This window comes from Tardiphaga sp. P4_G1, assembly GCF_056401215.1.
Map to the genome: position 1 here is coordinate 54653 of NZ_JBFUJU010000002.1, position 25280 is coordinate 79932.

The 25280-nt window shown below is 59.8% G+C and carries 21 protein-coding genes; 15 read left to right on the plus strand and 6 right to left on the minus strand.

Annotation, left to right across the window (positions count from 1 at the left end; all coding sequences use genetic code 11):
* Nucleotides 1–16 precede the first annotated feature (16 nt).
* From AC1DUY_RS04415 to AC1DUY_RS04425, 3 genes are all read left to right on the plus strand, one after another.
* Nucleotides 17–2293: a glycosyltransferase family 4 protein gene (locus AC1DUY_RS04415; RefSeq protein ID WP_478112504.1), complete on the plus strand. Its 2277-nt coding sequence runs from the start codon at nucleotides 17–19 to the stop codon at nucleotides 2291–2293.
* 42 nt (nucleotides 2294–2335) lie between these two features.
* Nucleotides 2336–3634, plus strand: coding sequence for a glycoside hydrolase family 130 protein (locus AC1DUY_RS04420; protein WP_478112506.1), 1299 nt, complete (start codon nucleotides 2336–2338; stop codon nucleotides 3632–3634).
* 114 nt (nucleotides 3635–3748) lie between these two features.
* Nucleotides 3749–3925: a hypothetical protein gene (locus tag AC1DUY_RS04425; RefSeq protein ID WP_158596714.1), complete on the plus strand. Its 177-nt coding sequence runs from the start codon at nucleotides 3749–3751 to the stop codon at nucleotides 3923–3925.
* Nucleotides 3926–4107: 182 nt separating this feature from the next.
* On the opposite strand, the gene AC1DUY_RS04430 is transcribed toward AC1DUY_RS04425, so the two are convergent.
* Complete coding sequence (locus AC1DUY_RS04430) at nucleotides 4108–4311, minus strand: cold-shock protein (protein ID WP_068734860.1); 204 nt, start codon at nucleotides 4309–4311, stop codon at nucleotides 4108–4110.
* A gap of 231 nt (nucleotides 4312–4542) precedes the next feature.
* On the opposite strand from AC1DUY_RS04430, the gene AC1DUY_RS04435 reads away from it, so the two are divergent.
* Together AC1DUY_RS04435 and AC1DUY_RS04440 are read left to right on the plus strand one after the other, a co-directional pair.
* Entirely contained in the window at nucleotides 4543–4674 is a 132-nt protein-coding gene (locus AC1DUY_RS04435) for a hypothetical protein (RefSeq protein ID WP_256461247.1), read from the plus strand.
* 185 nt (nucleotides 4675–4859) lie between these two features.
* Nucleotides 4860–5048 carry a hypothetical protein gene (locus AC1DUY_RS04440; RefSeq protein ID WP_093756915.1) on the plus strand — a complete coding sequence of 63 codons (189 nt, stop codon included), beginning with the start codon at nucleotides 4860–4862 and terminating at the stop codon, nucleotides 5046–5048.
* A 21-nt stretch (nucleotides 5049–5069) separates the two neighbouring features.
* Here AC1DUY_RS04440 and AC1DUY_RS04445 read toward each other — a convergent pair whose 3' ends face one another.
* Together AC1DUY_RS04445 and AC1DUY_RS04450 are read right to left on the minus strand one after the other, a co-directional pair.
* Nucleotides 5070–5276 (minus strand): hypothetical protein, encoded by a 207-nt coding sequence (locus AC1DUY_RS04445; protein ID WP_089266057.1) that lies wholly within the window; start codon nucleotides 5274–5276, stop codon nucleotides 5070–5072.
* Nucleotides 5273–5611 (minus strand): hypothetical protein, encoded by a 339-nt coding sequence (locus AC1DUY_RS04450; protein ID WP_068734854.1) that lies wholly within the window; start codon nucleotides 5609–5611, stop codon nucleotides 5273–5275. Before AC1DUY_RS04450 ends, AC1DUY_RS04445 begins: the two co-directional genes overlap by 4 nt.
* A 539-nt stretch (nucleotides 5612–6150) precedes the next feature.
* On the opposite strand from AC1DUY_RS04450, the gene AC1DUY_RS04455 reads away from it, so the two are divergent.
* The 6 genes from AC1DUY_RS04455 (at nucleotide 6151) to AC1DUY_RS04480 (ending at nucleotide 10251) form a co-directional block, all read left to right on the plus strand.
* On the plus strand, nucleotides 6151–6366 hold the full coding sequence (locus AC1DUY_RS04455) for a hypothetical protein (protein ID WP_147421564.1): 216 nt from the start codon (nucleotides 6151–6153) through the stop codon (nucleotides 6364–6366).
* Between the two features lie 839 nt (nucleotides 6367–7205).
* On the plus strand, nucleotides 7206–7658 hold the full coding sequence (locus AC1DUY_RS04460) for a hypothetical protein (protein ID WP_478112511.1): 453 nt from the start codon (nucleotides 7206–7208) through the stop codon (nucleotides 7656–7658).
* Nucleotides 7659–7823: 165 nt separating this feature from the next.
* The gene (locus AC1DUY_RS04465; protein WP_158596715.1) at nucleotides 7824–7970 is read left to right on the plus strand and encodes a hypothetical protein; all 147 of its coding nucleotides are present in this window, start codon (nucleotides 7824–7826) and stop codon (nucleotides 7968–7970) included.
* A 633-nt stretch (nucleotides 7971–8603) separates the two neighbouring features.
* Nucleotides 8604–9539 (plus strand): glycosyltransferase family 4 protein, encoded by a 936-nt coding sequence (locus AC1DUY_RS04470; RefSeq protein WP_478112513.1) that lies wholly within the window; start codon nucleotides 8604–8606, stop codon nucleotides 9537–9539.
* Nucleotides 9540–9624: 85 nt separating this feature from the next.
* Complete coding sequence (locus tag AC1DUY_RS04475; RefSeq protein ID WP_478112515.1) at nucleotides 9625–9900, plus strand: hypothetical protein; 276 nt, start codon at nucleotides 9625–9627, stop codon at nucleotides 9898–9900.
* Nucleotides 9901–9990: 90 nt separating this feature from the next.
* The gene (locus AC1DUY_RS04480; RefSeq protein ID WP_089266051.1) at nucleotides 9991–10251 is read left to right on the plus strand and encodes a hypothetical protein; all 261 of its coding nucleotides are present in this window, start codon (nucleotides 9991–9993) and stop codon (nucleotides 10249–10251) included.
* 259 nt (nucleotides 10252–10510) lie between these two features.
* Here the strand turns inward: AC1DUY_RS04480 and AC1DUY_RS04485 are convergent, their stop codons facing one another.
* Complete coding sequence (locus tag AC1DUY_RS04485; RefSeq protein WP_478112517.1) at nucleotides 10511–11473, minus strand: Bug family tripartite tricarboxylate transporter substrate binding protein; 963 nt, start codon at nucleotides 11471–11473, stop codon at nucleotides 10511–10513.
* A 208-nt stretch (nucleotides 11474–11681) separates the two neighbouring features.
* On the opposite strand from AC1DUY_RS04485, the gene AC1DUY_RS04490 reads away from it, so the two are divergent.
* The 3 genes from AC1DUY_RS04490 to AC1DUY_RS04500 all read left to right on the plus strand — a co-directional run bounded on the left by AC1DUY_RS04490 (nucleotide 11682) and on the right by AC1DUY_RS04500 (nucleotide 14782).
* On the plus strand, nucleotides 11682–12593 hold the full coding sequence (locus AC1DUY_RS04490) for a LysR substrate-binding domain-containing protein (RefSeq protein WP_478112519.1): 912 nt from the start codon (nucleotides 11682–11684) through the stop codon (nucleotides 12591–12593).
* Between the two features lie 102 nt (nucleotides 12594–12695).
* On the plus strand, nucleotides 12696–13862 hold the full coding sequence (locus AC1DUY_RS04495; protein WP_441230479.1) for a CaiB/BaiF CoA transferase family protein: 1167 nt from the start codon (nucleotides 12696–12698) through the stop codon (nucleotides 13860–13862).
* A complete protein-coding gene (locus tag AC1DUY_RS04500) occupies nucleotides 13859–14782 on the plus strand; it encodes an HpcH/HpaI aldolase/citrate lyase family protein (RefSeq protein WP_478112521.1) in 924 nt (307 codons plus the stop codon). The genes AC1DUY_RS04495 and AC1DUY_RS04500 overlap by 4 nt, the downstream gene beginning before the upstream one ends.
* Before the next feature lie 516 nt (nucleotides 14783–15298).
* Here AC1DUY_RS04500 and AC1DUY_RS04505 read toward each other — a convergent pair.
* Nucleotides 15299–22414, minus strand: a complete 7116-nt coding sequence (locus AC1DUY_RS04505) for an MBG domain-containing protein (protein WP_478112523.1) — start codon at nucleotides 22412–22414, stop codon at nucleotides 15299–15301.
* Nucleotides 22415–22481: 67 nt separating this feature from the next.
* Nucleotides 22482–23135, minus strand: coding sequence for a hypothetical protein (locus AC1DUY_RS04510; RefSeq protein ID WP_120293213.1), 654 nt, complete (start codon nucleotides 23133–23135; stop codon nucleotides 22482–22484).
* 513 nt (nucleotides 23136–23648) lie between these two features.
* On the opposite strand from AC1DUY_RS04510, the gene AC1DUY_RS04515 reads away from it, so the two are divergent.
* A complete protein-coding gene (locus tag AC1DUY_RS04515; protein ID WP_439059586.1) occupies nucleotides 23649–25232 on the plus strand; it encodes a ShlB/FhaC/HecB family hemolysin secretion/activation protein in 1584 nt (527 codons plus the stop codon).
* Nucleotides 25233–25280: the final 48 nt, after the last annotated feature.

A 25280-nucleotide genomic window follows, 5' to 3' on the forward strand; every position in this document is an offset into this window, starting at 1 on the left:
ATCGCGAGGCAGCAGATTGACGGTGTTCAGCCGCATTGCATTCATTGGCAATTCACTTCCACGCCGATGTGGGATCGCCACGTTCACTACCGATTTGCAAAGCGCAGTAGCAGCCGCCCGCGCAGACTCCAAAACCGTCATCGTGGCAATGACCGATCACGGTCATTTCTATGACTATCCAGCCACCGTTGGCATTCAGATCAACGACGAGCTGATCAACGACTACATACGTGCAGCGGAATTCCTGAACAACGGCCATTTCGACGTGGTGTCGCTTCAACATGAGTTCGGTATCTTCGGCGGCGAAGCCGGGAGCGATATCATCCAGCTTCTCTCGCTGCTCAAGATGCCGATCGTGACGACACTTCATACGGTTCTTGCAGAGCCCACCGCCGCACAAAAGGATGTCTTCACACGCGTTGTCGAGATGTCGTCGAAAGTGGTGGTGATGGCGGAGAAAGGTCGGGAACTGCTTCGAACCATCTATCAGGTCGCCGAAGAGAAGATCGAGATCATCCCACATGGAATTCCGGAATTCGCTTTTGTGGAGCCCGACGATGCAAAGACGAGGCTCGGCTTTGCCGGCAGTTCTGTCATTCTGACGTTCGGCCTGCTTTCACCTAATAAAGGCATCGAATTTATGATCGATGCGATGCCGTCCATTCTGAGCACCTGTCCGGGTGCGGTCTATGTCGTATTGGGTGCAACCCATCCAAATCTGGTACATGACGAAGGCGAGACCTATCGCGAATCCCTCATTGCAAGGGCCCGCGAAGCTGGCGTCGCGGATCACGTTGTCTTCCTTGATCGCTTCGTTGACCAAGAGACCTTGCTCGATTTCATCTCGATGTGCGATGTCTATGTCACGCCTTATCTGAACGAATCTCAGATGACGTCAGGCACCCTGGCCTATAGTTTTGGCTTGGGAAAGGCCGTGGTATCGACTCCCTATTGGCATGCTCGCGAATTGCTCGCCGACGGCCGCGGCATTATCGTCCCGTTCGCGGATGCGAATGCGATCGGCGTTGAGATCGAAAAGCTTCTGATCAACGCACCACTGCGCCAGGCGATGCGCAAGCGCGCCTATGCCAGCAGCCGCTCCATGACCTGGGAACGGACGGCCGAGCGATACATGTCCGTTTTCGAGAACGCGGGTCGCCGCCACCGGCTCAAGACCATTGCAAAGTCGGATACGAGTACGCTCCTGCGAGATAGTCGCGCGCCTCCCGAGATGCAGATTGGTCACTTCCTGTCGATGTGCGACGACACCGGACTGTTCCAGCATGCGGTTCACAGTGTTCCGGATCGCTTGCATGGCTATTGCATCGACGACAATGCCCGCGCGCTACTGCTGGCATGCGCGTTGAACACGCCCGGGGAACTACGTCTGTCGGAGGTCCTGACCTCCCGCTTTGCGGCTTTCGTCCAGCATGCGTGGAATCCCGAAACGCACCGGTTTCGAAATTTCATGGCTTTCGATCGCAGCTGGCTGGAAGAAAGCGGATCGGAAGACAGTCATGGGCGCACACTTTGGGCGCTGGGCGTTTGCGCTCTTTCGGATGCRAACCCCTCTCGGCGGACCTGGGCCGCAGCACTCTTTGCCGAGGCCTTACCAAAGGTCGGCGATTTCCTCTCGCCCCGTGCCTGGGCGTTCGTATTGCTGGGACTCGATGCGTATTGCACGACCGTCACCGACAATGGCCGTGCCAATGCAATCCGGACGATTCTGGCCGACAGGCTCGTCTCGCTTCTTGAGAAAGTCGAGACGAGCGATTGGGTGTGGTTCGAAAACGGACTTTCCTATGACAACGCTAGACTCTGCCAGGCTTTGATTCTCACCGGCACTGCAATGAAACGGCCGGACTATCTCAATGCCGGGCTGAGAAGCCTGCGCTGGCTGTTGACACAGCAGACCTCGGCCAGCGGTCAGTTCAGGCCGGTGGGCACGGAGGGATTTCACGACATCCGGCGCCAGCCACGCAGCTTCGACCAACAGCCTGTCGAGGCTGCTGCCACCATCGCGGCCAGCCTTGCGGCGTGGCGCGCCGACCAAAACATCGAATGGAAGAGCGAAGCCGCCCGGGTCTTCGCGTGGTTCCTCGGCAGCAATGACCTTTCTATCCCGCTCGTCGATCTGGAGACAGGAAGCTGCCGTGATGGACTGCATCCGGACCGTGCGAATGAAAACCGCGGTGGCGAGTCAGTCGTATCCTACCTGCTCGGACTATCCGAAATTCGGCACATGGCACGTATCGCCGAGGATCAATCCAAGTCCGCGACCCGCGTCGCCTGATCACGGCGCGCTCCCCCTCTCAGCAGACCATTGAGATTCCCTTTGCCCTCATCTCCGATACTGAATCGCCAGGCGCTCTATCTCCGGCCCGATGCATCCCGAGTCATCGTACGGCCGTTTAAACCTGCGACGGAGCCACGCGATCTCAAGGCGACAGATAAAACCCGCGCCAATCATATTGTCGACCGGATTCTTGCGCTCAGTCCCGAGCAGGCAGAGCATCAGTTGGCCGACGTGCTTGAAAATTTTCTGGGCCGCCACCGGAATCTGCTTCAGACATTCGAGGCCCGCGCTGACGAAATGGAAGATGCATTCCACGGCCATAGCCGGTTCACGACGATTCAGCGTCAGCTAGTCGGCGCCTATTTCCTGAGTGAATACTCGTTTGAAGCATCGGCACTCTTCAATCCGAGCATCGTGCCTCACCCCGATCAATCGGGAACGACAGCCGGCGCCCTGCGCTTCATCCTCAGCCTGCGCGCCGTCGGAGAAGGCCATGTGTCATCCCTGACATTTCGCACAGGCCTTGTGGATACCGACGGGACCGTGAGCATCGATCCGACCGCACGCCTCGCATCAAATCCAGCAGTTCAACACCTCGGGTCTGGGCCTGGCGGCGAGGATGTCGCTGTCACGTTTCGTAGCAGCGAGGATATCAGCGAGCGGGTCATTTTTCCGATTACAGAGTCGCAATCGAACGGCATCGAGGATGCGCGCTTTGTGAAATTCGAGCACTCCGAGCGAACTGTCTATTACGCGACGTACACGGCCTATAGCGGCAGGGCGATCCGCTCGGAGATCATCGAGACGTCCGACTTCGTCACGTTTCGCTTTTCAGCCCTCAGAGGCAGCGCATCACATAACAAGGGCATGGCACTTTTCCCCCGGAAAATCGACGGGCGGTTCGCGATGATCGCGCGGCAAGACAATGAAAACCTCTACCTGATCTATTCGGATGATCTTTATACATGGGATGGCGGCACGCCGATCCTGAAGCCGGCCGCCCCTTGGGAGTTCATTCAAATCGGCAACTGCGGCTCACCTATCGAATTAGATGAGGGCTGGCTATTGCTGACCCACGGTGTCGGCCCGGTCCGCAAGTATTCGATAGGAGCAGCACTGCTCGACAAAAACGACCCGACGAAGGTGCTGGGGCGCCTGGACGAACCGCTCCTTCGGCCTGCGCCGTCCGAGCGCGAAGGATATGTGCCGAACGTCGTCTATACATGCGGCGCAATGCGGCATGGCGATCAAATTATCTTCCCGTATGCGATTTCGGACAGTTACTCGAACATCGCGACGATCGATATAAGAAGCCTGCTCGCAGCGATGGACAAATAAGAGCTGACTTAGCTTTACCGTAGAAGCAACCGTACGTGGCTTCTCAGCACGCCCAGCTCGTCCGTGGTTGGCACCTTTCACCAAACGGCAAGTAGAACTTTTGGGAGACGCACAGTGACCGGTGAAAAATCAAGGGCGCTCGTTCTCGGAACGACAGTCTTTTGGAAGAACGATAAAAATGACTTTGGCACCGTCATCGCCAAGGACTGGAGTAGCGTCACGGTCAAATGGGATAGCCGCGCCAGCCAGACAATCATGCACAACGATATGGATAGCTGCACGGCAGCTTGAATTTACTTGGCCCAAACGAGCATTCCTGACCATCATTCGCGAAAGCCGACGCGACACCAACCGGCCGCTGAAATCATCGCGAAACGCCCGCCGGGACAAGTCCGACGGGCTGCCAGTTATGTGGTCATTTGGCCGACAGCCGGGCGCCACCAGACTTGCGGCGCCAGGCAAAAGAGGCCCGATCAGCCAACCCGAAGGTTTTCCGCCGACGTCTTGCCACGGTTGGCCACTTCCTCAAAGCTGACCTTGGCCCCTTCATTCAAAGTGCTCAGCCCCGCCTTCTCGACGGCCGAGATGTGAACAAAGACGTCTTTGCTGCCATCGTCCGGCTGGATAAAGCCGAAGCCCTTCGTCGCATTGAACCATTTTACTACGCCAGTGGTCACTTCAGTTCTCCCGGTTGTCTCTCAACGATAGCAACCCTGAATTCAGGAAGGAGTCAATCAAGCAAACTTCCATCTCCTGAATTGATGCGGCTGTCGGCTGCCAGGACGACGGGTGGCGGTCGTCCGCCCGCGATGCCGCGATGCGACAGCGGCTTTAGGCAACATAATCTCCGGGAGACCCAACCGACGTGCTAATGTCACCGAAGCCCAGTGCGGGCGGAGGACCAAACCATGGCCAAAGGCGAACAACGGAACAATCGCGAAGTAAAGAAGCCCAAGAAGGACAAGGCCAAGACGATCGCAGCAGCTCCGACCATGAAGGGCCTGATGCACCCCGAGGCGGAAAAGCCCCGAAAGAAATAGTCGAACAGAGCGCATCGCCAGCATAGCTGCAGCATCTGAGGTCACGGGCACCCGACGCATGATCCATGCGCTCGATAGCGCTACCGCGTTCGCGGTGATCGAGAACCAGAAAATTCAATCAAAATGTCCAATCCCCTTCCGGGGCGCTCCGACGCGCATCGGCGATCATGCCAGATGGAGCAATCATGACACATGAAGACCTGGAACTGATCCGTGAGATCGTCCTGCACGGCGGCGCAAAATATACGGCTGGCAATATCGATCGCAGCAAATACCAGCGCCTTGTCGATCTCGGGTGGCTATCGCCCCTCATCATGAACAAGACAGACATTGCCTATGAGACGACAAAAGCAGGCGAAGTGGCAGCGAGCTGACCCAGCACCCGGGGAGCGGCTCTAGCCGCGCGCGACGATTTTTCCGGTCGCGAACTGCTCCAAAGCGTAGAGCGCACTTTCCTCATACGTCGCACCCGGCAGCGGTTCTGCGACCACGATCAACTGGCCAATGGTCAATTGAACCATGCCATCCAGGATGTCGTAACTGGCTTCGTACGTCACGCCGGCCAATACCAGTTCGACATAGCCATGCCAGAAGCCCTTCAACTCCGACTCCCAACCAGATCGATAAACGTCTGAAGTTCTGCAGAAAAGCGCTCGGCCTGCCTGGCATCCAGCCATAGTTTTATCGTCGACGTCGCCGACAGGACAAAGGCAACCCCGAAACCGCCCGCATTTGGCACACACAGCGCCGACCAGCTGTCTGCTTCGCTCACGATCTTCCGTTCGTTGGGAGTTCCCGTTTCCAGGACGTGATTGATTTGGATCTTAAGTTCGATTGCATCGTCGAACGACAGGGAAATCTCCTCTCCGCTGAAGTTCAAAATTAGCCAGCAATCTTTTTGCTTGGATTTGACGTCGGAGGTGAAATTGAAGGCCATGGTGGAACCATGCGCCTATGCCCGTGACGGTCAATCAAATTCGTCGCGACACTATGCGACTTGATGCACAGCCCTTCCGTAATCGCCTAGCTGCCTGCCAATCGGGAGCAAGTTTCATGTGGCAGCCAAGGTCTGCACGCTTTAACTGGACGTTGCGGCCTCGCGTCTGAGTCGCACTGAGGCGCAGACAAAGGGGCGATAAAATGGGCGACGGGTGGCAACCAATCAGCACCGCACCGAAGGACGATGAAAGGATCATCGTTGCGGGTGGAACATGGATACGCGGAAACAAGGACAAGCTGCCTCAGACATTTCCATGCCTCGTCATCTGGGACGAAACCGAGTGGCTCATTTGCGACAATGAAGGGCCGCGAGCGCTCATACGGGGTCCCAAAATCTGGATGGCAATCCCGCCCGCTGACTTGCCTTCAGCATCGGAATTGCTGAAGACGATCTGACGCATTTCATTAACCATACGATGCTACCCGTCCTGTAGCGCGGGTCTTGTCGAGCGTACCGCGCCAACTCTGGAGTCGCAGATGCAGGTCATCGAAATCACGGACCTCGTCGAGGCCAGGCGCGCTCGTCTGGCTCAATATCACGGGCTGCCGCGCGCACTTCAGCTGAACGGTCAAACCGTCACGGGATCGGTGAGATCCGTCGTGATGGATGCATCGGCAGCAAAGTGGACTGTAAAGCTCGTTGCAACGCCACCTGTCGTCGACAGAAAATATCGTCTGCGCCGCTCCGCCTAGAACCGGACGCGGACCCGCACGACGACATCCGACTTTCTTCACCTACGCCATACCGCGGTCGCATGTATCCGTAGCCCCCCTATTCTCCTGAACCAGCCACCCAAGGCACGGGCAGTCCAGCGGATTGACCTCAGCGATTCCGGCGGCAAATCAGAACCTTCGAATTAGGTCGACTTCCGAACATAAAGGGCATCTACTGCACCGCATCATCGCCCGTCCTTAGGCATTCACCGGTGACAGAGAGTTCGGTCGCGCTCCCGCCCAATGTCTCGGGACTGCCATGCCTACCTCCGAATGTACTTTGGAATCGCAACAGCACAGGTCCGGACGGTGAAGGCTTCTCACCTTGAAGCTGAGCACGCCGCGATAATCGCGCTTGCGGCAGCTGCTCAACTCCCTCACGGAGACGAGCGAACGCTTGCCATGCGAAAAGCCGGACAACTGCAACTAATCGCAGATGCGAGGAAGCATCGGCTACACAAGCCGGAAGCGACACAATTCGTGCTTCCAAAATAATATCTTCCATTCTTAATTTCCGACCGGAAGCGTAAGATCTGAAGATCATCGCAAGAACCTCGGCTTTTACCGGCGTCTGTGAGCACTGTTTCCCCCTCAACAAGGGGGTGGCCATATCAGAGCGTTGGACGATCAATATCCGGGATCGGCCTCTGCCTTTGGTACTACTGTCTCTCCTCTTGGCTCTTCTTAATTGTTGGTGCCATCGTTATTCAGCAGGGCTAAATCGCCTCCGGTCAGAACGCGTCATAATCTGCGTGACGCCAAATCCTCGATTGAACGGAAGCAGATCTTGCACGATCTCAACTTGAGGGGAGGTCTCAATGTCAGAGCTGGAATTCAGTGCCGTGAATGACCTTCAACACACGCCGCAACACGCCAGATGTAACGAGCAGTCCGAATATGATGCGGCGATCGAGGTTGCTGCGAAGGCAATCAGAAAGACCTGGGATACGATGGGCGACATGCCATCACCGCTTTACGAAGATGAGCGCGGCAACTCGGTAGAGCAGCACTCGATGCCATTATCGCTTCGCAACCAGTCATTCGGACGACCACATGACCTCCATCAGGCTGGCAAACACGCAGCATCTAACGACGGCCTTTCCATGAACGGCGCGCGTGCAGCTCGGTACAGACGTTTGGCAACCGCCCAAAGCAGTCCCGAGGTGTACCGGCTACTTATGCTTCTTGCCGACGAAGCCGAAAAAGGAATTCTCTGCATCTCAGCCTTCAAACACCGACGTCCGCCCCACATTGTCGCAAAATCAACATGAGACGCGTGCGCGGCATGTAGTCGTCGCTTCAGGCAAACAATCACCTTTGTTCGCCAACCACTGCAAGGACATGAACCGTTGAATTGGCTACCTATAGACACCGCACCACAAGACGGAACGCCAATATTCCTGGCTGGCGGATACGATGACAATTCGGATCATGCCATGGAATCCGAGGCGGAAAAAATGCGAACCGCCTGCCGCGCATGGTGGAACGACGGCGACTGGATTATTACCCTGGCTGAAGCAGGATGCGTCAACGTCACCCGGATTGATCCCACGCACTGGGCGCCTATTGAAGAACCGCGCTAGCCCAACAAGATCGGATTGCCTTGCGGGCAAGACCGCGTTGCGGCACTTTTAACAATCAGTCAAACAGAGGCTCAGAGTAAAATCCGCCTGCCAGGACCTCGAAAAGCGCTGCGTTTCCATCATACCGAGCCTTCCATCGTGTGCTGCTGAAGCCACTGTTGAACAGATCACCATCGTCCTGCACCTGCCATTCCCAGAAAAGCAGGGGATGTGGAGTGACTGTGACTTCCAGGTTTGGTTGGCGATACATAGCCACCATGTCGAGCCTCACTTTCGAAACAGCATTTACAAAAGGTCGCTTCCTGCCTGTTTATCTGAAGGCGCCGCGCGCCGTTCTGCAGCGATCGGGGCGCTTGCTCTTGACAGATGACGGGCGGAGCGCCTCTCATTCTGCAGTGATGATGACACCATCGAACCAGCCATCGATGACATTCACCATGCGCTCCTGAGTCATCGCGTCAATCCAATTTACAGCGGGCCTCCACCAATCCGTCGGCCATATATCCGCCGTGCCCGGATTGACGTAGCTGATTATCCGCCATCCATCCTGCGAGGCTAAACACGATGCGTGTCGCGATGTTAGCGCCTATATCCTGGCGAACTCCTCCCCGGCATTACGGCCCGTGGGAACTCGTGACGAGCTTGCTGACGGAGGCACTGCTCTTGCGGGGAGTTGACGTCACACTGTTTGCCACGAAGGACAGTTTGACATCGGGAAATCTCGCAGGTGTCGTGCCGGCACCATACTCTGAGGACCCGTCGCTCGACGCCAAGACGTGGGAACTCCTGCATGTTGCAAATGTCTTCGAGCGCGCCGGCGAATTCGACATCATCCACAATCAGGCAGATTTTGTACCGCTGGGCTTCTCTCGCCTTGTGGACACGCCAGTCGTCACAACCATTCACGGCTTTTCATCAGCCCGTATCGTTCCGGTTTTCAAGGAATATGAGGATCGCGTCCATTATGTCGCAATCAGCGATGCCAATCGCCATCCCGACCTTCGCTATGCGGCAACGATCCATCACGGCATTCCGATCGACGATTTTCCCTTCGATCCGCTTGGCAGCGACGATCTTCTATTCTTCGGTCGCATTCATCCCGATAAAGGGGCTGCGGAAGCGATAGCAACTGCCGAAGCGGTTGGCCGCCACCTCATCATGGCCGGTATTGTTCAAGATGCGGACTATCATCAACGTCATGTGGTGCCAGCACTGGGAAGGTCCGCGACTTATCTCGGTCCGGTCGGAGGTCTGGAGCGGACACGCGTTCTGGGATCCGCACGGGCATTGCTTCACCTGATCAATTTCGACGAACCATTCGGGTTATCAGTTGTTGAGGCGCTTGCCTGCGGAACACCGGTGATCGCGCGTAACCGCGGATCGATGCCCGAATTGATCACAGGTGGCGTGACAGGTTTCCTGGTCAATAGCACCCTCGAAGCTGTTCAAGCCGTTGAGCGCATTGGTGAACTGGATAGACGCGCCTGCCGGGCGGCGGTTTCTGAGCACTTTACCGTCGATAGAATGGCAGATCGCCACCTGGCTCTATACCAATCTATCCTGGGCTAACCGACGGAGAACCGCAGCGAGAGCGAGATCGCCTTCAGGCGGTTTGCCGCCCTCGTCCACATATATTGAACACATAGACGTCGTAATGTTCCTGGAGCTCGGGCTTTCGCCGAGCTTTATGGATCCAAACATGATTGCTATTTCGACACAGGTTCAGGCGCCTGATGACTTTCAGCGCGTGGCGTTCGACATAAGACACGGCAACCGCCGAATTGCGTGTACCCTGACGACCAAGTTTCCAACCAAAGATCAGGCCAAAAGGTACTTCCACGCCAACAGGCCGCTGATCGAGAAACTGGCGCGCGAGCAGATGGAACTGGTTGCAGCCAACGACGGCGAGATCAAGCTGGTGATGATTTAAGAGTCGCCTGCCATACTTGCCGTTGCTGCAAAGCAAAGACACAACCTCGTCTTCGAATTGGCTCAAGCGATCACGCAAGGGATACCCACTATGGCGAAGTCGCTGCTCTCCCGACACGACCTCGAACATGCGGCTTTGCTGCAAATCCGCAGCTGCTACGGCTGCGAAGACGTCACGGCCGTGATCATTGACGAGATCGCAGACCCTCGCTTTGAGACGAACTGGGGCATTCTCTCACTTCACCGAGCGGCCGACGTGCAATTGAGGCTCACCGCAGAGCTCAATACAGTCCGCGCGATTGACGGCACGCAAGAAAGATTGCGCAAGCTCTACAACCTCAAGACCAACTGAGCTCGCCTAATCTGCTGATGAAGCGTAACGCGAATACTCCGGTTTGACGTTTTTGATATCCGCTCTGCGCCATAATAAGCCTGTCCAACTCAAAATAACTTAGTGCCTAAGCGTGACGTTAAGTTGTTCACGGGCGAGCATCTGGGCTCAACGGCACCAATCAGATCCCGCCCATGCAAAGACACTTAACCTTGAGATAGTCATCGATCCCGCCTAGCCGCGCTGCGATCTCGCGAGAGATAAATTCATCTCGCGCGTGTCAGGGTTCGAGCTTCGCTTCCTTCACGATGATCGACCAGCGGTCGACCTCCGAGTTGATGAGTTGCTGCAGGGCCGTGCGGCCTTGCGCAGATGGCGCCTGCGCCGCCAGTTCGGCGAAGCGCGTCTTGACGTCTTCATTCTCGAGCGACTTGGCGAGCGCCGCTTCCAATCTGGCGATCACTTCGGGCGGCGTGCCGGCAGGGGCCGCCAGCGCATTCCACACTTGCAAATCGAATTTCGGCAGATTGCTTTCGACGAAAGTCGGCACGTCGGGCGCCTGCACCAGTCGCTGCGGCCCGGTGACGCCGATGGCCCGCACCAGCCCGTTCTGATGCGCCGGAATCATCGTGACGGTTTGGTCGATCACCGCCTCGATATTGCCAGCGATCAAATCCTGGATGGCAGGCCCCGAGCCACGATAGGGCACCAGCATCGCATTGGTCTGCGTCAGATAGAGCAACATCGCTGCGGCGAGCTGCGCGGTCGAGCCCGCCCCGGATTGCCCGAAGGTGATGCGGTTGTTCGGCGCCTTGAGGCGCTCGATCAGTTGGCTCAGATTCTCGATGCCGCTCTTTTTGCTGACCGAAAGCATCATCGGGACATTCGCGAACACGCCAATGCCGGTCAGGTCCTTGCGCGGATCGAAGCCCAGATTCGGGTACAGTGGCACGATCGCCGCCATCGAGCCCATATTGCCGAAATTGAGCGTGTAGCCATCGGGTTTGGCCCGAACCACGCGCTGGGTGCCAATCGTGCCGCCGGCGCCGCCGACATTCTCAACGATCACCGTCTGTTTGAGTTCGGCGCCGAGTGCCTTGGCGAGAATGCGAGCCAGCACGTCCGTGGTGCCACCGGCCGCATAGGGCACGACCAGCGTGATCGGGCGGTCCGGATAGTTGTCCGCCCGTGCCAACGTGAGCGAAGCTGCAATCCAGAGCAGTGCAATGAACAGACGGCGCACGTAGAGCCTCCCCTTGATATTTGCCGATGCGGCGCTTCGCGCGCCTTTGTTGTCCTTCTGGCATACTCGCCGGGGCCCGTCCCATAGGCTGTTGCTCTGAGGGGTATAAGATCGGGCACCGGCCGCATCGCCATCGCTGGCAATGGCCAGCGAAGTTCGGTTCGGTGTAAGGAAACGAGCTTGCCCGCATCTTCACTGGATCGATGCCTTGGAACTGAGACAGCTTCGCTACTTCGTCAACGTGGTCGACATGGGCAGCCTGTCGAAGGCCGCGGTGCTGCTCGCAGTGTCGCAGCCCTCGCTGAGCCAGCAGATCGCAGCGATGGAGCACGACCTGGGCGTGCCGCTTCTGCTGCGTAGCGCGACGGGCGTGAAGCCAACCGATGCGGGCGCCAAACTGTATCGTCATGCCCGCATCGTATTGCGGCAGATGCAGGAGCTCACGGCCGACATTGCTGACGAGGGCAGCGGCGCCGTCGGACCCGTGGCCGTCGGCCTTCCCACCAGCATCGCCTCGGTGCTCGCCGTACCGCTGGTAGAGCGCCTGCGGCACGACCACCCCGGCGTGAAGCTCCAGCTCTTCGAGAGCTTCAGCGGCTATCTCAACGAGTTGCTGGCCAATGGCCGCCTTGACATGGCCATCCTGTTTCGCGGCTCCGACGCGCCGGGTATGACCGTCAGGCCGCTGTTTACCGAGCAATTGTCCGTATTCGGCGCTCCCGATATAGGCGATCCCGAAGCGACGACCTGCGATCTCGCATCCCTGGCCGATGTCCCCATGGTCCTTCCGGACAGAACCAACGGGCTGCGCCTTCTCGTCGAGCAAGCGTTCTCGGAAGCCGGCGTGCCGCTGAATGTGATGTCCGACATCGACTCCCTGCCGGTTATGATGAAACTCGTGCGCAACGGCACCGCCGCGACGATCAACTCCTCCGGGGTCGCCCGGGTCGCGGAAACACCCATCCTGTCGAGACGGCTGGTGAACCCCGCCATTAATCGCACCGTGGGTCTCTGCCTGCCCACCGGCATTCCGCAGACCGCGGCCGCACTGGCCGCGGAGGAGACCATCCGCACACTGGCGCGCGAACATGCCGCGATCTGGGACAAGGCCACTGACTGACCCGCTATTGGTTCAGCCTATACCTGCGATGGCAAACCAGTATGCCCCCTGCGCGCATCGCTGCGGTTAAAAGTGCGCGGAGCAAAATTGTCGGGACAGCAGATGGACCAAGAAAAGCGCGCCTTGCCCCTGTCGGGCGTCACCGTGGTATCGCTCGAACAGGCGATTGCTGCGCCCTTGGCCAGCCGACATCTGGCGGATTGGGGCGCCCGCGTTATCAAGATCGAGCGGCCGGGACGCGGCGATTTCTGCAGGGATTACGACTTCGTCCTGAACGGCATGTCGAGCCAGTTCGTCTGGACCAACCGCTCGAAGGAAAGCCTGGCGCTCGACATTAAGCAGCCGCAGGACCGCGACGCGCTGGAAAGCCTGCTCGCCGGCGCCGACGTCTTTCTGCAGAACCTGGCGCCGGGAGCGGCGCAGCGGCTCGGGCTGGATGCGAAGGCTCTGGTTGAGCGCTTTCCCCGCCTGATCGCCTGCGACATCTCCGGCTACGGATCGGGCGGGCCGTATAGCGACAAAAAGGCCTATGACCTGCTGGTGCAATGCGAGACCGGCCTGCTCTCGATCAGCGGTTCAGAAGACCATCCCGCCAAGGGCGCCATCGCCATCGCGGATATCGCCACCGGCATGTATGTGCTGAACGGCGTTCTGATGGCACTCTATGCGCGGGAGCGCACCGGGCGCGGCACCGCCTTCGAGGTGTCGCTGTTCGATGCGATGACCGAATGGATGAGCTATCCCTCGCTCTATACAGCGGGCGCTGGAAAGCCGCTGAAACGGACCGGCATGCGCCACGCCACGATCGCGCCCTACGGTCCGTTTCGCGCTGGCGACGGCAAGACGGTGTTTTTCGGAATCCAGAACGAACGCGAATGGCTTTCGCTCTGCACGAACGTACTGGATGACGCCGATCTCGCCATCGATCTGCGATTCGTGACTAATCCGGATCGCATGACCAACCGCGACGAGCTCGAACGTCTGATCGAAAGCCGCATTGCCGGCACCACCAGCGACCAGTTGCTGGCCCAGTTGGAGCAGGCCTCGATCGCCAATGCGCGCCTCAACAGCGTCGAGGAATTTCTCGATCACCCGCAACTGCATAGCCGTCATCGCGTCGTCAATGTCGGTACGCCGAATGGCGCTGTTACCAGCTATCTCCCGGCCATCACGATCCCCGGCCTGACGCCGCAGATGGGTCCGGTCCCCGCGGTCGGGCAGCACACCGACGCGATCCTCTCTGAACTCCGAGAACGAGCCCGCCCATGACCGCCCCTCGACTGACGCGGACTTATCTTGCCGTGCCGGCGCATCGCGAACGCATGGTCGAGCGCGCCGCGGGATCTGCAGCGGACGCCGTGTTTCTCGACCTCGAAGACGCTGTTCCCGTCGGCGAAAAGAACGCCGCCTTGCGGACGGCGATCGATGCCATCACGCGGCTGGACTGGGGGCAGAAGACCGTCACGGTTCGCATCAATGCGATCGACAGCCCGTCCATCGCGGAGGAAGTCGAAAAACTGTCCGGCCTCGCAAGGCTGGACGCCGTCTTGCTGCCGAAAGCAGAACGCGTAACCGATGTGATCGGCATCGGCGAGCGGCTGTCGCAGCATCGCGGCGACCGAAACCATCCGCTGGAGCTTGAGCTCCTGATCGAAACCGCGCTCGGCGTGGTCAATGTCGATGCCCTCGCCGCTGCGCATGCGACGGTCGCCGCGCTGCATTTCGGTGTCGGCGATTTCAGCGCCTCGATCGGCGCGCGCAGCGACGAGATCGGATTGTCCCCGCGCGACTACAGGCACGTCGCCTCCGCAGCGGAGGAGCACCGGGAAACAGCGCTCGACCTCTTCGCCTATCCGATGATGCGGATTCTGATCGCGGCACGCGCCTTCCAGCTGAGGGCGATCGACGGGCCTTTTGGCGCATTCCGGGACAACCAAGGCACGCTCGGCTCCGCGGTCAAGGCGGCAAGCATGGGCTATGACGGCAAGCAGGTGATCCATCCCGACCAGATCGAGCCGACGCGGTCCGCATTCGTCCCGTCAGCCAGCGACAGCGCCTCGGCGCAACGTGTCATCGAAGCGATGCGCGCTGCCGAACGGGACGGGCATGGCGCCGTGACACTGGATGGCCGGATGCTCGATCTCGCCAATGTGAGAATGGCCGAGCGCATCCTTCGCTTTGCATCATAAGGGACCAGGCCCTGTCCGCTGGCGCTTGCTTCTCGCAAGCACACGTTGCTGCATCGTTGGATGGCTTGCAATAGCTCGTTGAGGACGAGAATTGACAGCGGTGCTGTCAGACGCGGCGTCATCTCGCGTACTAGGTCGGCGGAATGCGGGTCATATGCGCATCCCCGACACTCCCCTCATGGAATCGCAAAGGGATCGAATGACGACTTTGCACCAGAAGCGGTCATCCCATGACACGATCGTTCTTGAAGCAACTGCGGGTTAGATCTTGCGATGCATCGCACGCCAGTCGTTGGGCGCCATCGCCGTCGCATTTCGGAACACGCGATAGAAATGTTGCGATGCTGTCGTATCCGCACGCATAGGCAACTCTAGTGCTTTTAAGCTTGGCGTGAGCTAAGAGCGATCGCGCGGCGCCAAGAGTTCCAATCCTTTCTTTCAGCACACGTCTCTCATCACAATTATTCGTTGATTTGAGAGCAGTTCAGAGACGCGGAGCTGCCGGCGAAAGTTGTTTCACCGACCGTTCCTCCGCTTTCTGTCTTCGCCGCGCTCACCACCGATGGAGTTCGTCACGTCATCGTTGGGCGATCCGTTGGTGTTGGTTCTCCCGCCAGCATTGCCGGCGACGATTCCGGTTGGAGCCGGCGAGCTCGGCGGCGCCTGGAAGAGGTTATCGAAGGAGGACTTCGGACTGCCGACAGGGGACGGCGACATCGTATTGGTCGTTGGCGCCGCCGGGTTGACCACGGCGATCTGACCGGGGGTTGGCGCGAGCGAGACGTTGAACGACTTGATTGTGAAAACCGCCCCGACATAGCTCAGCGCATAGTTCGGCGAAACGCCGAGCGAGCCTAGCCGAATGGCATAGTCGCCCACCACATCACCCAGCGCGCGCTCCAGCGAGCCGGAGAAGCGGTCGCCGTTGAATAGCGTGCCGCCGGTGAGACGATAGGTCAGCGCCGGATCAAGCTCTGCGAACATCTTGCTCTGGGGATCTGCGGTGACTGTCAGCGGCGCCGCCGTCACGATCCAGACGCCACTGTTGCGGGCCGAGATCGCATAGTTCGGATTGGTCAGCGTTCCGGCTACGTCGAGCAAATAGGGATTGCCCGCGACGCCGGTCCGGCCGGTGATGCCGAACGAATTGACGAGCCCGGTCAGAACATCGACTCCCTCGCCGTTCTGCAGCCCGGAGGCGGACAATCCCGGATTGAGCGGCGAACTGCCATAGACCGAGGTGCCGCCATTGGCGGTGACGACGACCGAAGCGGGAGTGACGGTCCAGCTCCCGGGATTGAACGACGCGATGTGATAGTTCGGGTTCGTCAGCGTACCCAGAACATTCAGGGCATAGGGGCCACCGGCGACGCCGGTGGCTGCAGTGATGCCGAACGAATTGCGCAGGCCGGTGAGAACATTGACGTCTTCGCCGTTCTGCAGGCCGGCGGCCGACAGGCCCGGATTGGCCAGTGCGCTGCCATAGACCGACGTGCCACCGTTGGCGGTGACGACGATGGAGGCCGGCGTGACGGTCCAGCTCGCATCATTGCGCGCCGTTACGCGATAATTCGCATTGGTCAGTGCCCCCGCCACGCTGAGCGCATATGGGCCGCCGGCGACGCCGGTGGTGGAGGTGATACCGAACGAATTGGCGAGGCCGGTCAGGACATCGACATTCTGGCCGTTCTTCAGGCCCTGCGCCGTAAAGCCGGGATTGGACGGCGACTGGCCGTAGACGGAGCTGCCACCATTCGCCGACACGATGATGTCCGCCGCCGCGACCGACAGCGAACCGCCGGCATAGCTGATGGTGTAATTGCCGAGGCCATTGCCGAGTGCATTGCTGGCCGTGATCCCGTAAGGCGCGCCGGTCACATTCGCCAGCGCGTCCGCGCCGAGGCTCGCCAGTGTCACACCCGTCACACGGTCGGTGCCATAGAGCGTGCCGCCGACACTGTAACCGGTGCTGCCGAGGGCGAGCGTATCGCCATAGGTCTTGGACTGGTCGTTCGCCGTGATGGTCAGCGCTGCCTTGGTGACACTGCCAATATTGCGGCTGTTCGTGACGACCAGCGTGTAATTGCCGGCCGCGCTGCCGGCGAGGCCGCCGGAACCGAGATTGAAGGTGACGGTCTTGCCGCTTCCGGCATTGGCATTGTCATAGCTGCCCGAGGTCGGCAGGTTCGCCACCGATAGCAGCCCGGCATCGCCCGCAACCACATTGCTCAGCGTGAAATTGCTGGCGCCGAGCGCGGCGGTGTTGGTGCCGTCATACTGCTTCTCGACAGTGCCGGTGAGCGACAGCGTGACGGTGCGCTTGGCTATACTGTAATCGGTCCCGACGAAGCTCACCCGATAGTTCGAGGATGCGGCGAGCGAGCCCTGATTGATGGCATAGTTGCCGGCATTCTCGCCCGCGGCGCGGCCGATCGTGCCGGTGAGACTGTCGCCATTCACCAACGATCCACTAGTCACCTGCCAAGTGAGGGCAGAACCTGTGTCGCCATAGGTCTTGCCCTGACCGGCATCGGCGGCCACCGTGATCGCACGTTGCGTCACCGTCAATTGCCCGCTCGGCAGGTTGACAATGCGGTAGCGCGCCCCGTCGGTGCTGACGGGTTGAAGCTGGGTCGATGTGATCTGGACATATGGCGTCAGATGCAGCCAGGCCACGCCATCGCCAATCGTCACCCCCATCGGAACCAGCGAGAACGTGCTGGTACCAGTGAGAACGACGGCGCCATTTCCATTGACTGCCGCTGTGACGCCATTCTGCCCAGTGAACTGGTTGATGCGGTCTGCGATCTGTTGTGCTGTCGAGGCCCGATCCCAGATAATGTCGGACCCGTTATTGATCCGCATACCCACGTACTGCTGATAGATGCCCGTTTGACCAGGAGCGCCGCCGCCAACAACCTGCGGCGGCAATACGGTCAAGCCTGCCGACACGGCATAGGTGCCTACGCCGGACGACTGGTTGGCGGGCGAGCTCACAGTGATCGGCATCACATTCGGCGTATCATAGTTTTTGAGGCCGTAGATCATCGCCGCCAGCGTCGTATTGGCATCGCCATACATACGCGTGGCGTTCGACGTCTCGACGACGGCGACGTGATTCGCCCAGTAGAATTCCGGATAGCGCGCGACGCCATCCGACTGGCCCGCGCTGTTCGACGGAATCCAGACATTGCGATAGTCCCAACCGGCATAGACGGTGCGGAACGTGTTGAGATCCTGCATCTGCGCCGTGGTGAGGCCGGTGCCGACGACGGTCAGGCCGCGATTGGGATCGAGCGAAGACGGATTCGAGACACTGGAATCGTAGTACGAATTCGTGACCGTTCCCGTTCGCCCGTTGTCGCTGACATTGCGCCCGACGATCGAGCCGACAAAGTGGACCCCATAGTTCCAGGCTCGGTCGAGCCGCCCGGTCGTATAGGAATTGACGATGGTTCCGACACCGTCATTGGTCGCATTGGTGCCGACGAGACCGCCGATCGTTCCGTTACCGCGCACCAGGCCCGTCGCATAGGAATTGACGATCCGACCGGAGCCACCGTTCTCATTCACGTTGACGCCCGCGAGGCCGCCCGCCTGGCCGACGAAGGTGACCCAATCGGACTGCTGGCCGACGGCCTCGACCGCCACGGTGCTGTAGGACTCTTCGATCGTACCGCGATTGTAGCCGACCAGGCCGCCCGCTGCGTAGTTCGAGTAGACCCCGCTCGCGTCGTCGCTGCGGGACGCCCATGAGCGGAAGATCGTGCCATCGCTCAGCCCTGCGATCGAGCCGGCCGATCCCCAGTCGGCTATGATCCTGCTGTCGACGACGCCGAGATTTTTCACCAAGCTGCCCGATGCCAGATAAGCAAACACGCCCGCATGATTGCCGTCAGTCATGTTCACGAAGAGATTTTTGATCGTGTGACCCTGGCCGTCGAATGTTCCGGTGAACGAAGATGGCGTTTTCACGTAGTCGGCGTACTGGGCCGACTGCGAATAACCTGTCTCGCCCAGCGTATAAACAGTCGTGTAGACCTCGCGCACTCCATTGTTCCAGACCTCATACGAATCGGACGGTCGATTCTCGCCAAATTGCAGGCGCATGAAGTACTTCGTCGTGTAACCGCTATAGCTGATCGGCGAGATCGGCGAGAAGGCGTTGCCCTTCCACATCCCGGTGGACAATTCTGCCGACGCGTTGATGTCGCGCGCAAGCTTGTAACTGGCAGCACCGTTCATATTCACCAGTTGCAACTGGTGCAGGTTCTGGATGTTGGTCGAATATTCGGCCTTCAGGAACGGGCGCGTATAGCCGTCCACCATGTACCAGTGGGAGTGAAAGTTGCCTTCCTGGTATCCATTGAGATAGTTCGGGTCGTTGAAATTGCTGTAGGAGTTAAGCGAATACGGGCTGTTGTCGGAATTCGTGTTCAGCGCAGCAACATATTGAATCTGCTCCGACGTCCAGCCGCCGGGCATGTCGTGATAGGAGCGACCGAAGGCGCGGCTGGTGCCGGACGTGGCCTGATCCCAGTAAACATGCCAGATGCGTGCTGACTGGCTGTGCTGGGAATTGAAGCTTTCCATCGTATCCCAGTCGCGGAACTGGTTGCGCCCGACGATGCCACCCACATTGGTGCCGGACACCACGCCCGCGAAATACGAATCTTGAAGCGACGCGAAGCCCATCACGCTCCATTGATTTTCGCCAACAAGACCGCCGGTCCAGCTCGTGCCGTTCACGCTGGCAAGCGAATAAGTCCAGCGGACCATGGCGCCTTCGCCATTGATGCCGGCAATGCCACCTGCCGTCGCGCCGGTGACCGAGCCGGCCGAATAGGAGTCCTGGATGGTACCGTAATTGTAGCCGGCGATGCCGCCAACAACATAGCCGCGGATGGCACCGGTCGAATAGGAGCCGCCATTGATGATGCCATTATTGCGTGCCACCAGACCGCCCGCGCCCAGCGAACTGGCGATGTTGGTCACGCTCGCCGTCGAATAAACATTCGTCAGCGTGCCATTGTTCTCTGCGGCGATCGAACCGACATAGCTGGCATTGCCACTGAACGAACCGCCGATGATACCGACATTCCGGATCGTGCCATTGTTCTGGTAGAACACGCCGACATCGCCACCGCCGACCTGCCCTTCGCCGCGGCGTTGGTACATGTTCAGGATCGCATAGCCGCGGCCATCGAGCGTACCGGTGAAGCCCTGATAGGGGCGACCATCTCCAAACGCACCGATCGGATCGAAGCCGCGGCAGATGCCGCTCAGACAGGTCCAGGTCGACGTCACGCTGGCATCGATGTCCCGGCCCAGCGCGTAGGTACCGCCGAGATTGGATTCGATTCCCTTCAATTGGTAGACATCATTCACCAGCATATACGCTGCCACGGTCGCGCCGTAGCCGCTCTGCGTGATGCTGGAATAGTTGATCGTATTGGCGTAGCTGCCGGTTGCCGCATAGGGATTGTAAAAGATTTCGACGGGCGTGGCCGTATTCACCCGCGCATTGGACGCGAAGTTGACGAGGCCGTTGTCGGAGCGGAGCGTCACCGAAGTCAGCGCACTGTTGAAGTTGGAAATGTGATCGTTGATCTGGATATTTCCGGCCGACCGCAGATTGATCGTGCCGAACGAGCCCAGCGAGTTGGTGGTGATCGCACCACCCGACGTGATCGATATATTGCCGCCGACAATGCTGCCGATCCTTCCGGCAGTGACGTCGCCCGACGCCACGATCGATGTCGAGGTCGAGGCCGCCGTCCCTGTTGCGCGAATGCTGCCTTCGAAAGTGAGCGAGCCGCCGATCACCAGCGATATATCGCGCCCAATGAGGTCGCCGGTTACCAGATTGCCGTTGTTGGTGAAGGCCACCGAACCGGGAGTAAACGGCTGCGGGTCTTCGTTCCCCCAGCCCACACTCGCTGTATCGCTCGACAGCCGGCCGACGACATTACCGGCGCTGGTCAGTGATACCGATGTGAACGTCATCGGGAGCACCAGGTTAGACACCATGATCGGCGCGGTCTGCGAGATGCTGCCGGGCGACGTCAGCCACAGCGTCCCGTTGCGGCCGGATATCGTGCCGTTGATCTGGATGTCGCGATAGGCATTGAGATACAGCGTATTGGCCGATGTCCAGGAGATCGGCGCATTGATGATGATATCGCCGGCGCCCTGCGACTGGTTGCCCGGCCCGCTGGCTGAGGACGCCGTGGTGATCAGCGTGACATTGGCCGAGCCGAGATTGGCGCCGATGGTCGCCGCCGCTGCGGAATCTATGGTCAGCGTAACCGGATCGAGCAGCCAGTCACCAGTGCGGCCCTTCGGGCTGGACGCATCGACGCGGATGCCCGCGAAATCGAGCTGCTTGCCCGAGGTCTCGATGAGGCCGCCGTCGCCGCCATTGACACCGCCGCGCGCCGACAGCGTGCCGCGCACGCTGGTCAGGCCGTCCGACCACAGCACGATCTTGCCGCCCTTGCCGCTGTCCAGCGCGTCGGCGCGGATCACCGTCGCCGAATCCGCCGTGACCTTGACGGCATGCTGGAAATCGCCGCGACCATAGGCATCGCCACCGATGCGAACGCCGCCGCCGCCGGCCGCGCCCGACGCGTCGATGCGCGCACCGGCCAGCGCGATCTCGGCGCCGCTGATGTCGATCTGGCCGCCTGTCTTTTTGGCAGCCACCTGATTGCGCGACTTGCCGGTCGCCGTGACACGGCCGGACACGTTGACGCGGCCACCCTCGCCGCCACCGAGCACGATGCGCCCGGCGCGGGTGCCGACCGAATTGGCGCGGATCGTGCCCGGGACGTTCACCGCATCGCGCAGGATGTTGTTCGCCGTGGCGGCGCTGAGGAACACCTGTCCGCCATCGGCACGGATCTTTCCGCTATTGGTCACCAGCGCCTTGCCGGTGCCATCGACGAGATTGCCAAGCTGGTTGGACGGTACAGCGACCGACAGGAAGCCGTCGCCGGACAGATCGAGCGTAATCATCTCGCCGGAGCCGAGACCGACCTTGCCGAGCCGCGCCGAAATGACGCCGTCATTGGCGACGCGGCCACCGAGCAACGCTGCGAAGCCGCCGTCGGACACGTTGATGCGGCCGGCATTGGTGACAACAGCCGAGGAGCCGTTACCGGTAAACTTGTATTTGCCCGATAGGAAGTCCTCGTTCCTGATGTCGAGCGTTGAGGCCGCGAAAGAGCCAGTATTGACGACACCCGTATTAGTGATCGCGATACCGTTCGGATTAACCAGCAGCACGGTGCCGGGCGCGTTGATCGTGCCGGCGATGCTGGAGGGCGTGGTACCCGTAACGCGGTTGAGGGTGGCAGCCGCCGCGCTCGGCTGGTTGAAGTTGACGGTGCCACCGGCACCGATCGAGAACGAATTCCAGTTGATGATGGCGCTGTTCGAGGATTGGTTGACGTTCAGCGTCCCGTTCGACGGCGCGGCGATACTCGCGGCGCCATGGGTCACGGTGCCTCCGCCCGGCAGCGTCTGCGCCAGTGCAATGCTGCCACTGAACACCACGCAGCCGAACACCAGCGGTGCGAAAGCCGCCCTCACGCTGCCGCGGATCGGCGTCACGTCATATGTCTGTGTCATGCCCAGCTCCTGTCACCTGCACGGGCGCCGTTGACCGGCGCTCCCGAGGTCGTCTTGTCTGCCCTGTTTAGAATTTGCCGCGCTCGATCCGCGCAATGTCGGGATCGTCGCGTTCAGCGATGTAGTTGATGATCAGCTTCGGCGGCCCCTTCGGGTCCGGCGACGTGGTCTGATTGCCTTCGCGCTGCATCTGGTATTTGACGCCATCGGCGATCAGCCGGACCGCCCCCTTCTTCTCATCCTCGCCGGCGAACAGCACAATCGTATTGTCGCCAACGGGAATGCCGGAGCGGAGCGTGTCCTTCTTCCAGACAAAGCCTGCGAGATAGCGCTCAAGACGCGTGCCGGCAGTGATCATCGCATTGGGATCGACCGGCGGCGTGGAGGCGACCTCGCCCCAGACGACATTGACCTGAATGAGCTTCTTCGACTTGTTGCCGAAGATGTAGGCGACCCGTGCAGCGCCCGGACCAGGATCGAGCGACGGCACAGCGACGGTCAGGACATTCGTGCCCTCGATGCTGTTCACGCTGCTCGCGATGTCGGTCCCCTTGACATTGAATGCCTTCGTCACGATGGCCCGCACCTCCGCCTCCGTCATGCCGAAACGGGCATCGCGGAATCCGGTGACTTCATATTTCGGTGCTTCCTGCTGCGCCCGGGCCGGCAAAACATCGACCACGCCCGCGACAATCGCGGCAACGAGGATCAACCGTGCCATCGCGCGCTTGAGCGCATGCGAAGCGGAATCACAACGAATGGAAGTGCCGAAACGATCTCTCACCTGCTCAACTCCTAAGCGATCAATTGCATCGGTTGAGCGCAGAACCGCCCCGGGCTGCGCAAACGCGGCCGATGCCCATGATACCAGCGTCTTATTAGGGGCTGGATGCAATCAGTTTCGAACACCGTGTGAACGCTCGTTCACATCGGCCATCAACGACCGTTATGGTTGATGCATGCCCAAACTATCCATGCATATATGCGCCGCGTCGCTGCAGCCTGACGATGCCAGTCGTCGGATTGCGCATGACCGACGGATGCATGCGCACTGCACGTGGGAAGTTCTGGGGCTGTCTTGATGTCTATTCGTTCGACAAAGAAATCCTTGGCGTTGATCGCAATCGCCTTGGGATCGCCGTGCAGCGGCGCGCTCGCTCAATCCCCCGCTCCCGCACCAAGCCTCGTACAACCACCCACGATTGCCACGCCGCCCGCATCGACGCGTATTACCTTGCCGCAAATCGCCGCCGGCTCAACCGTGCCGGACGCTGCCAAAAAGCTGACTTTCATCCTAACCGGGATCGACATCGAAGGCGAATTTGATGAGATCGCCATAGCGAGAAAAGAAGCCGCGGCGACGCTGCTGGGAAGGTCCGTTACGGTCGCAGATCTGTTCGGCCTTGCCGACAAGTTGCAGCAAGCCTATGTGCGCGCAGGCTACCCGCTCGTGCGCGTCGTCATCCTGCCCCAAGAACTTGATCGGCGCGCACGTGTAAAGCTGCGCGTCATTGACGGCTATGTCGAGAAATTCGATACCAGCACCCTGTCCGGAACATCGGCTGCTCGCGTTGCAGCCGTGCTGGCGCCGTTGCTCAACAAGCGACGCCTCACGCAGAGCGAACTCGAACGGCAATTGCTGATTGCGGGCGATACACCGGGTCTCGTTCTCAATGCCACTTTTGCTTCCGGCTCGGCCGTCGGCAGCTCTGTTCTGGTGCTTAGCGGCCGGTACAGGCCAGTCTCGGCGAGCCTCTATCTCGACAATGGCATGCCCAAATCCTTTGGCGAGTGGCAGGCGGCAACGTATTTCTCGCTCAACAATCTGACGGGATTTGGCGAACAGATCTCGATCTCCATCGCCGGACTGCCCGACAATGATTTCGTGACGCCCTATCCTACGCGCCGCTATCTCGGTGCAAACCTCGCCGTCCCACTCGGTATCGACGGCTGGCGGTTCGAACTCGGCGTCACCGATGGTCGCACGACCCCGCGGGTTGATGCGATATTCGCATCACAGGGTGTTTTCCGGCAAGGGCGCGCAAAACTCGCCTACGATATTGTCAAACGCCGCGACACCGAACTGAGCTTCAATGCGCGATTTGATCTCACAGAGGAACAGGTCAGCACGCTGATTACGACACCGGCCACGCCGCTATCGCTTGACCGTACGCGCGTGCCACGCGTCGGCCTCGACGGCATCCTGCGACTACGCGAAAGCGGAACCACCCTCAGCTACACGGCAACCTATTCTCACGGCATCAATGCGCTTGGGGCCCGCTCCATAGCCGATGCAACGCCGTTGCTCCCACTTTCGCGGCAAGGCGCAGACGCCGAATTCAGCAAGCTCGACGGTCGCATCGACGTCATGCAAACGCTTCCCGAGAATCTGTTTCTCTCGGCAGGACTCGCAGGCCAGACATCATTCGGTCGCCCGATGCTCACATCCGAGCAGTTTCCGATCATTGGCACCAACATGCTGTCCGGCTTCGCCGCCGGCACGCTCGCCGGCGATACAGGCTGGGTGGGACGCGGAGAGTTCGGCTGGAGCACCCAGCTCCCGTTCATCGCCGAACCGCATGCAATCGTACCTTACGTCTTTGCAGCTACTGGCGAGCGCCGCTATGAAATGCCGACCGTATTGGAAATCCCCGTCATTCGCGCGAACAACTATGGTGGCGGTATGCGCTTCCAGCTCGCGCCGCAGGCACCCGACGCCCCGTCGCTGTCCGGCTTCGTAGAGCTGAGCGAACGACGCGCCAGCGCTTCCAGCCTCGACGGCTGGATGGTGTTCGCCGGCGGCTCGATCCGCTACTAGACTCCAGAGATGGCAACAACGGACAGATCACTTGCTTTCGGTCAGATG

Bases quoted from the DNA above. Each gene is read 5' to 3' on its own strand.
- AC1DUY_RS04510 (WP_120293213.1), bottom strand. From the start codon at position 23,135: ATGGCACGGTTGATCCTCGTTGCCGCGATTGTCGCGGGCGTGGTCGAT.
- AC1DUY_RS04505 (WP_478112523.1), bottom strand. From the start codon at position 22,414: ATGACACAGACATATGACGTGACGCCGATCCGCGGCAGCGTGAGGGCG.
- AC1DUY_RS04465 (WP_158596715.1), top strand. From the start codon at position 7,824: ATGGAATCCGAGGCGGAAAAAATGCGAACCGCCTGCCGCGCATGGTGG.
- AC1DUY_RS04440 (WP_093756915.1), top strand. From the start codon at position 4,860: ATGACACATGAAGACCTGGAACTGATCCGTGAGATCGTCCTGCACGGC.
- AC1DUY_RS04455 (WP_147421564.1), top strand. From the start codon at position 6,151: ATGCAGGTCATCGAAATCACGGACCTCGTCGAGGCCAGGCGCGCTCGT.
- AC1DUY_RS04475 (WP_478112515.1), top strand. From the start codon at position 9,625: ATGTTCCTGGAGCTCGGGCTTTCGCCGAGCTTTATGGATCCAAACATG.
- AC1DUY_RS04500 (WP_478112521.1), top strand. From the start codon at position 13,859: ATGACCGCCCCTCGACTGACGCGGACTTATCTTGCCGTGCCGGCGCAT.
- AC1DUY_RS04450 (WP_068734854.1), bottom strand. From the start codon at position 5,611: ATGGCCTTCAATTTCACCTCCGACGTCAAATCCAAGCAAAAAGATTGC.
- AC1DUY_RS04460 (WP_478112511.1), top strand. From the start codon at position 7,206: ATGTCAGAGCTGGAATTCAGTGCCGTGAATGACCTTCAACACACGCCG.
- AC1DUY_RS04480 (WP_089266051.1), top strand. From the start codon at position 9,991: ATGGCGAAGTCGCTGCTCTCCCGACACGACCTCGAACATGCGGCTTTG.
- AC1DUY_RS04495 (WP_441230479.1), top strand. From the start codon at position 12,696: ATGGACCAAGAAAAGCGCGCCTTGCCCCTGTCGGGCGTCACCGTGGTA.
- AC1DUY_RS04435 (WP_256461247.1), top strand. From the start codon at position 4,543: ATGGCCAAAGGCGAACAACGGAACAATCGCGAAGTAAAGAAGCCCAAG.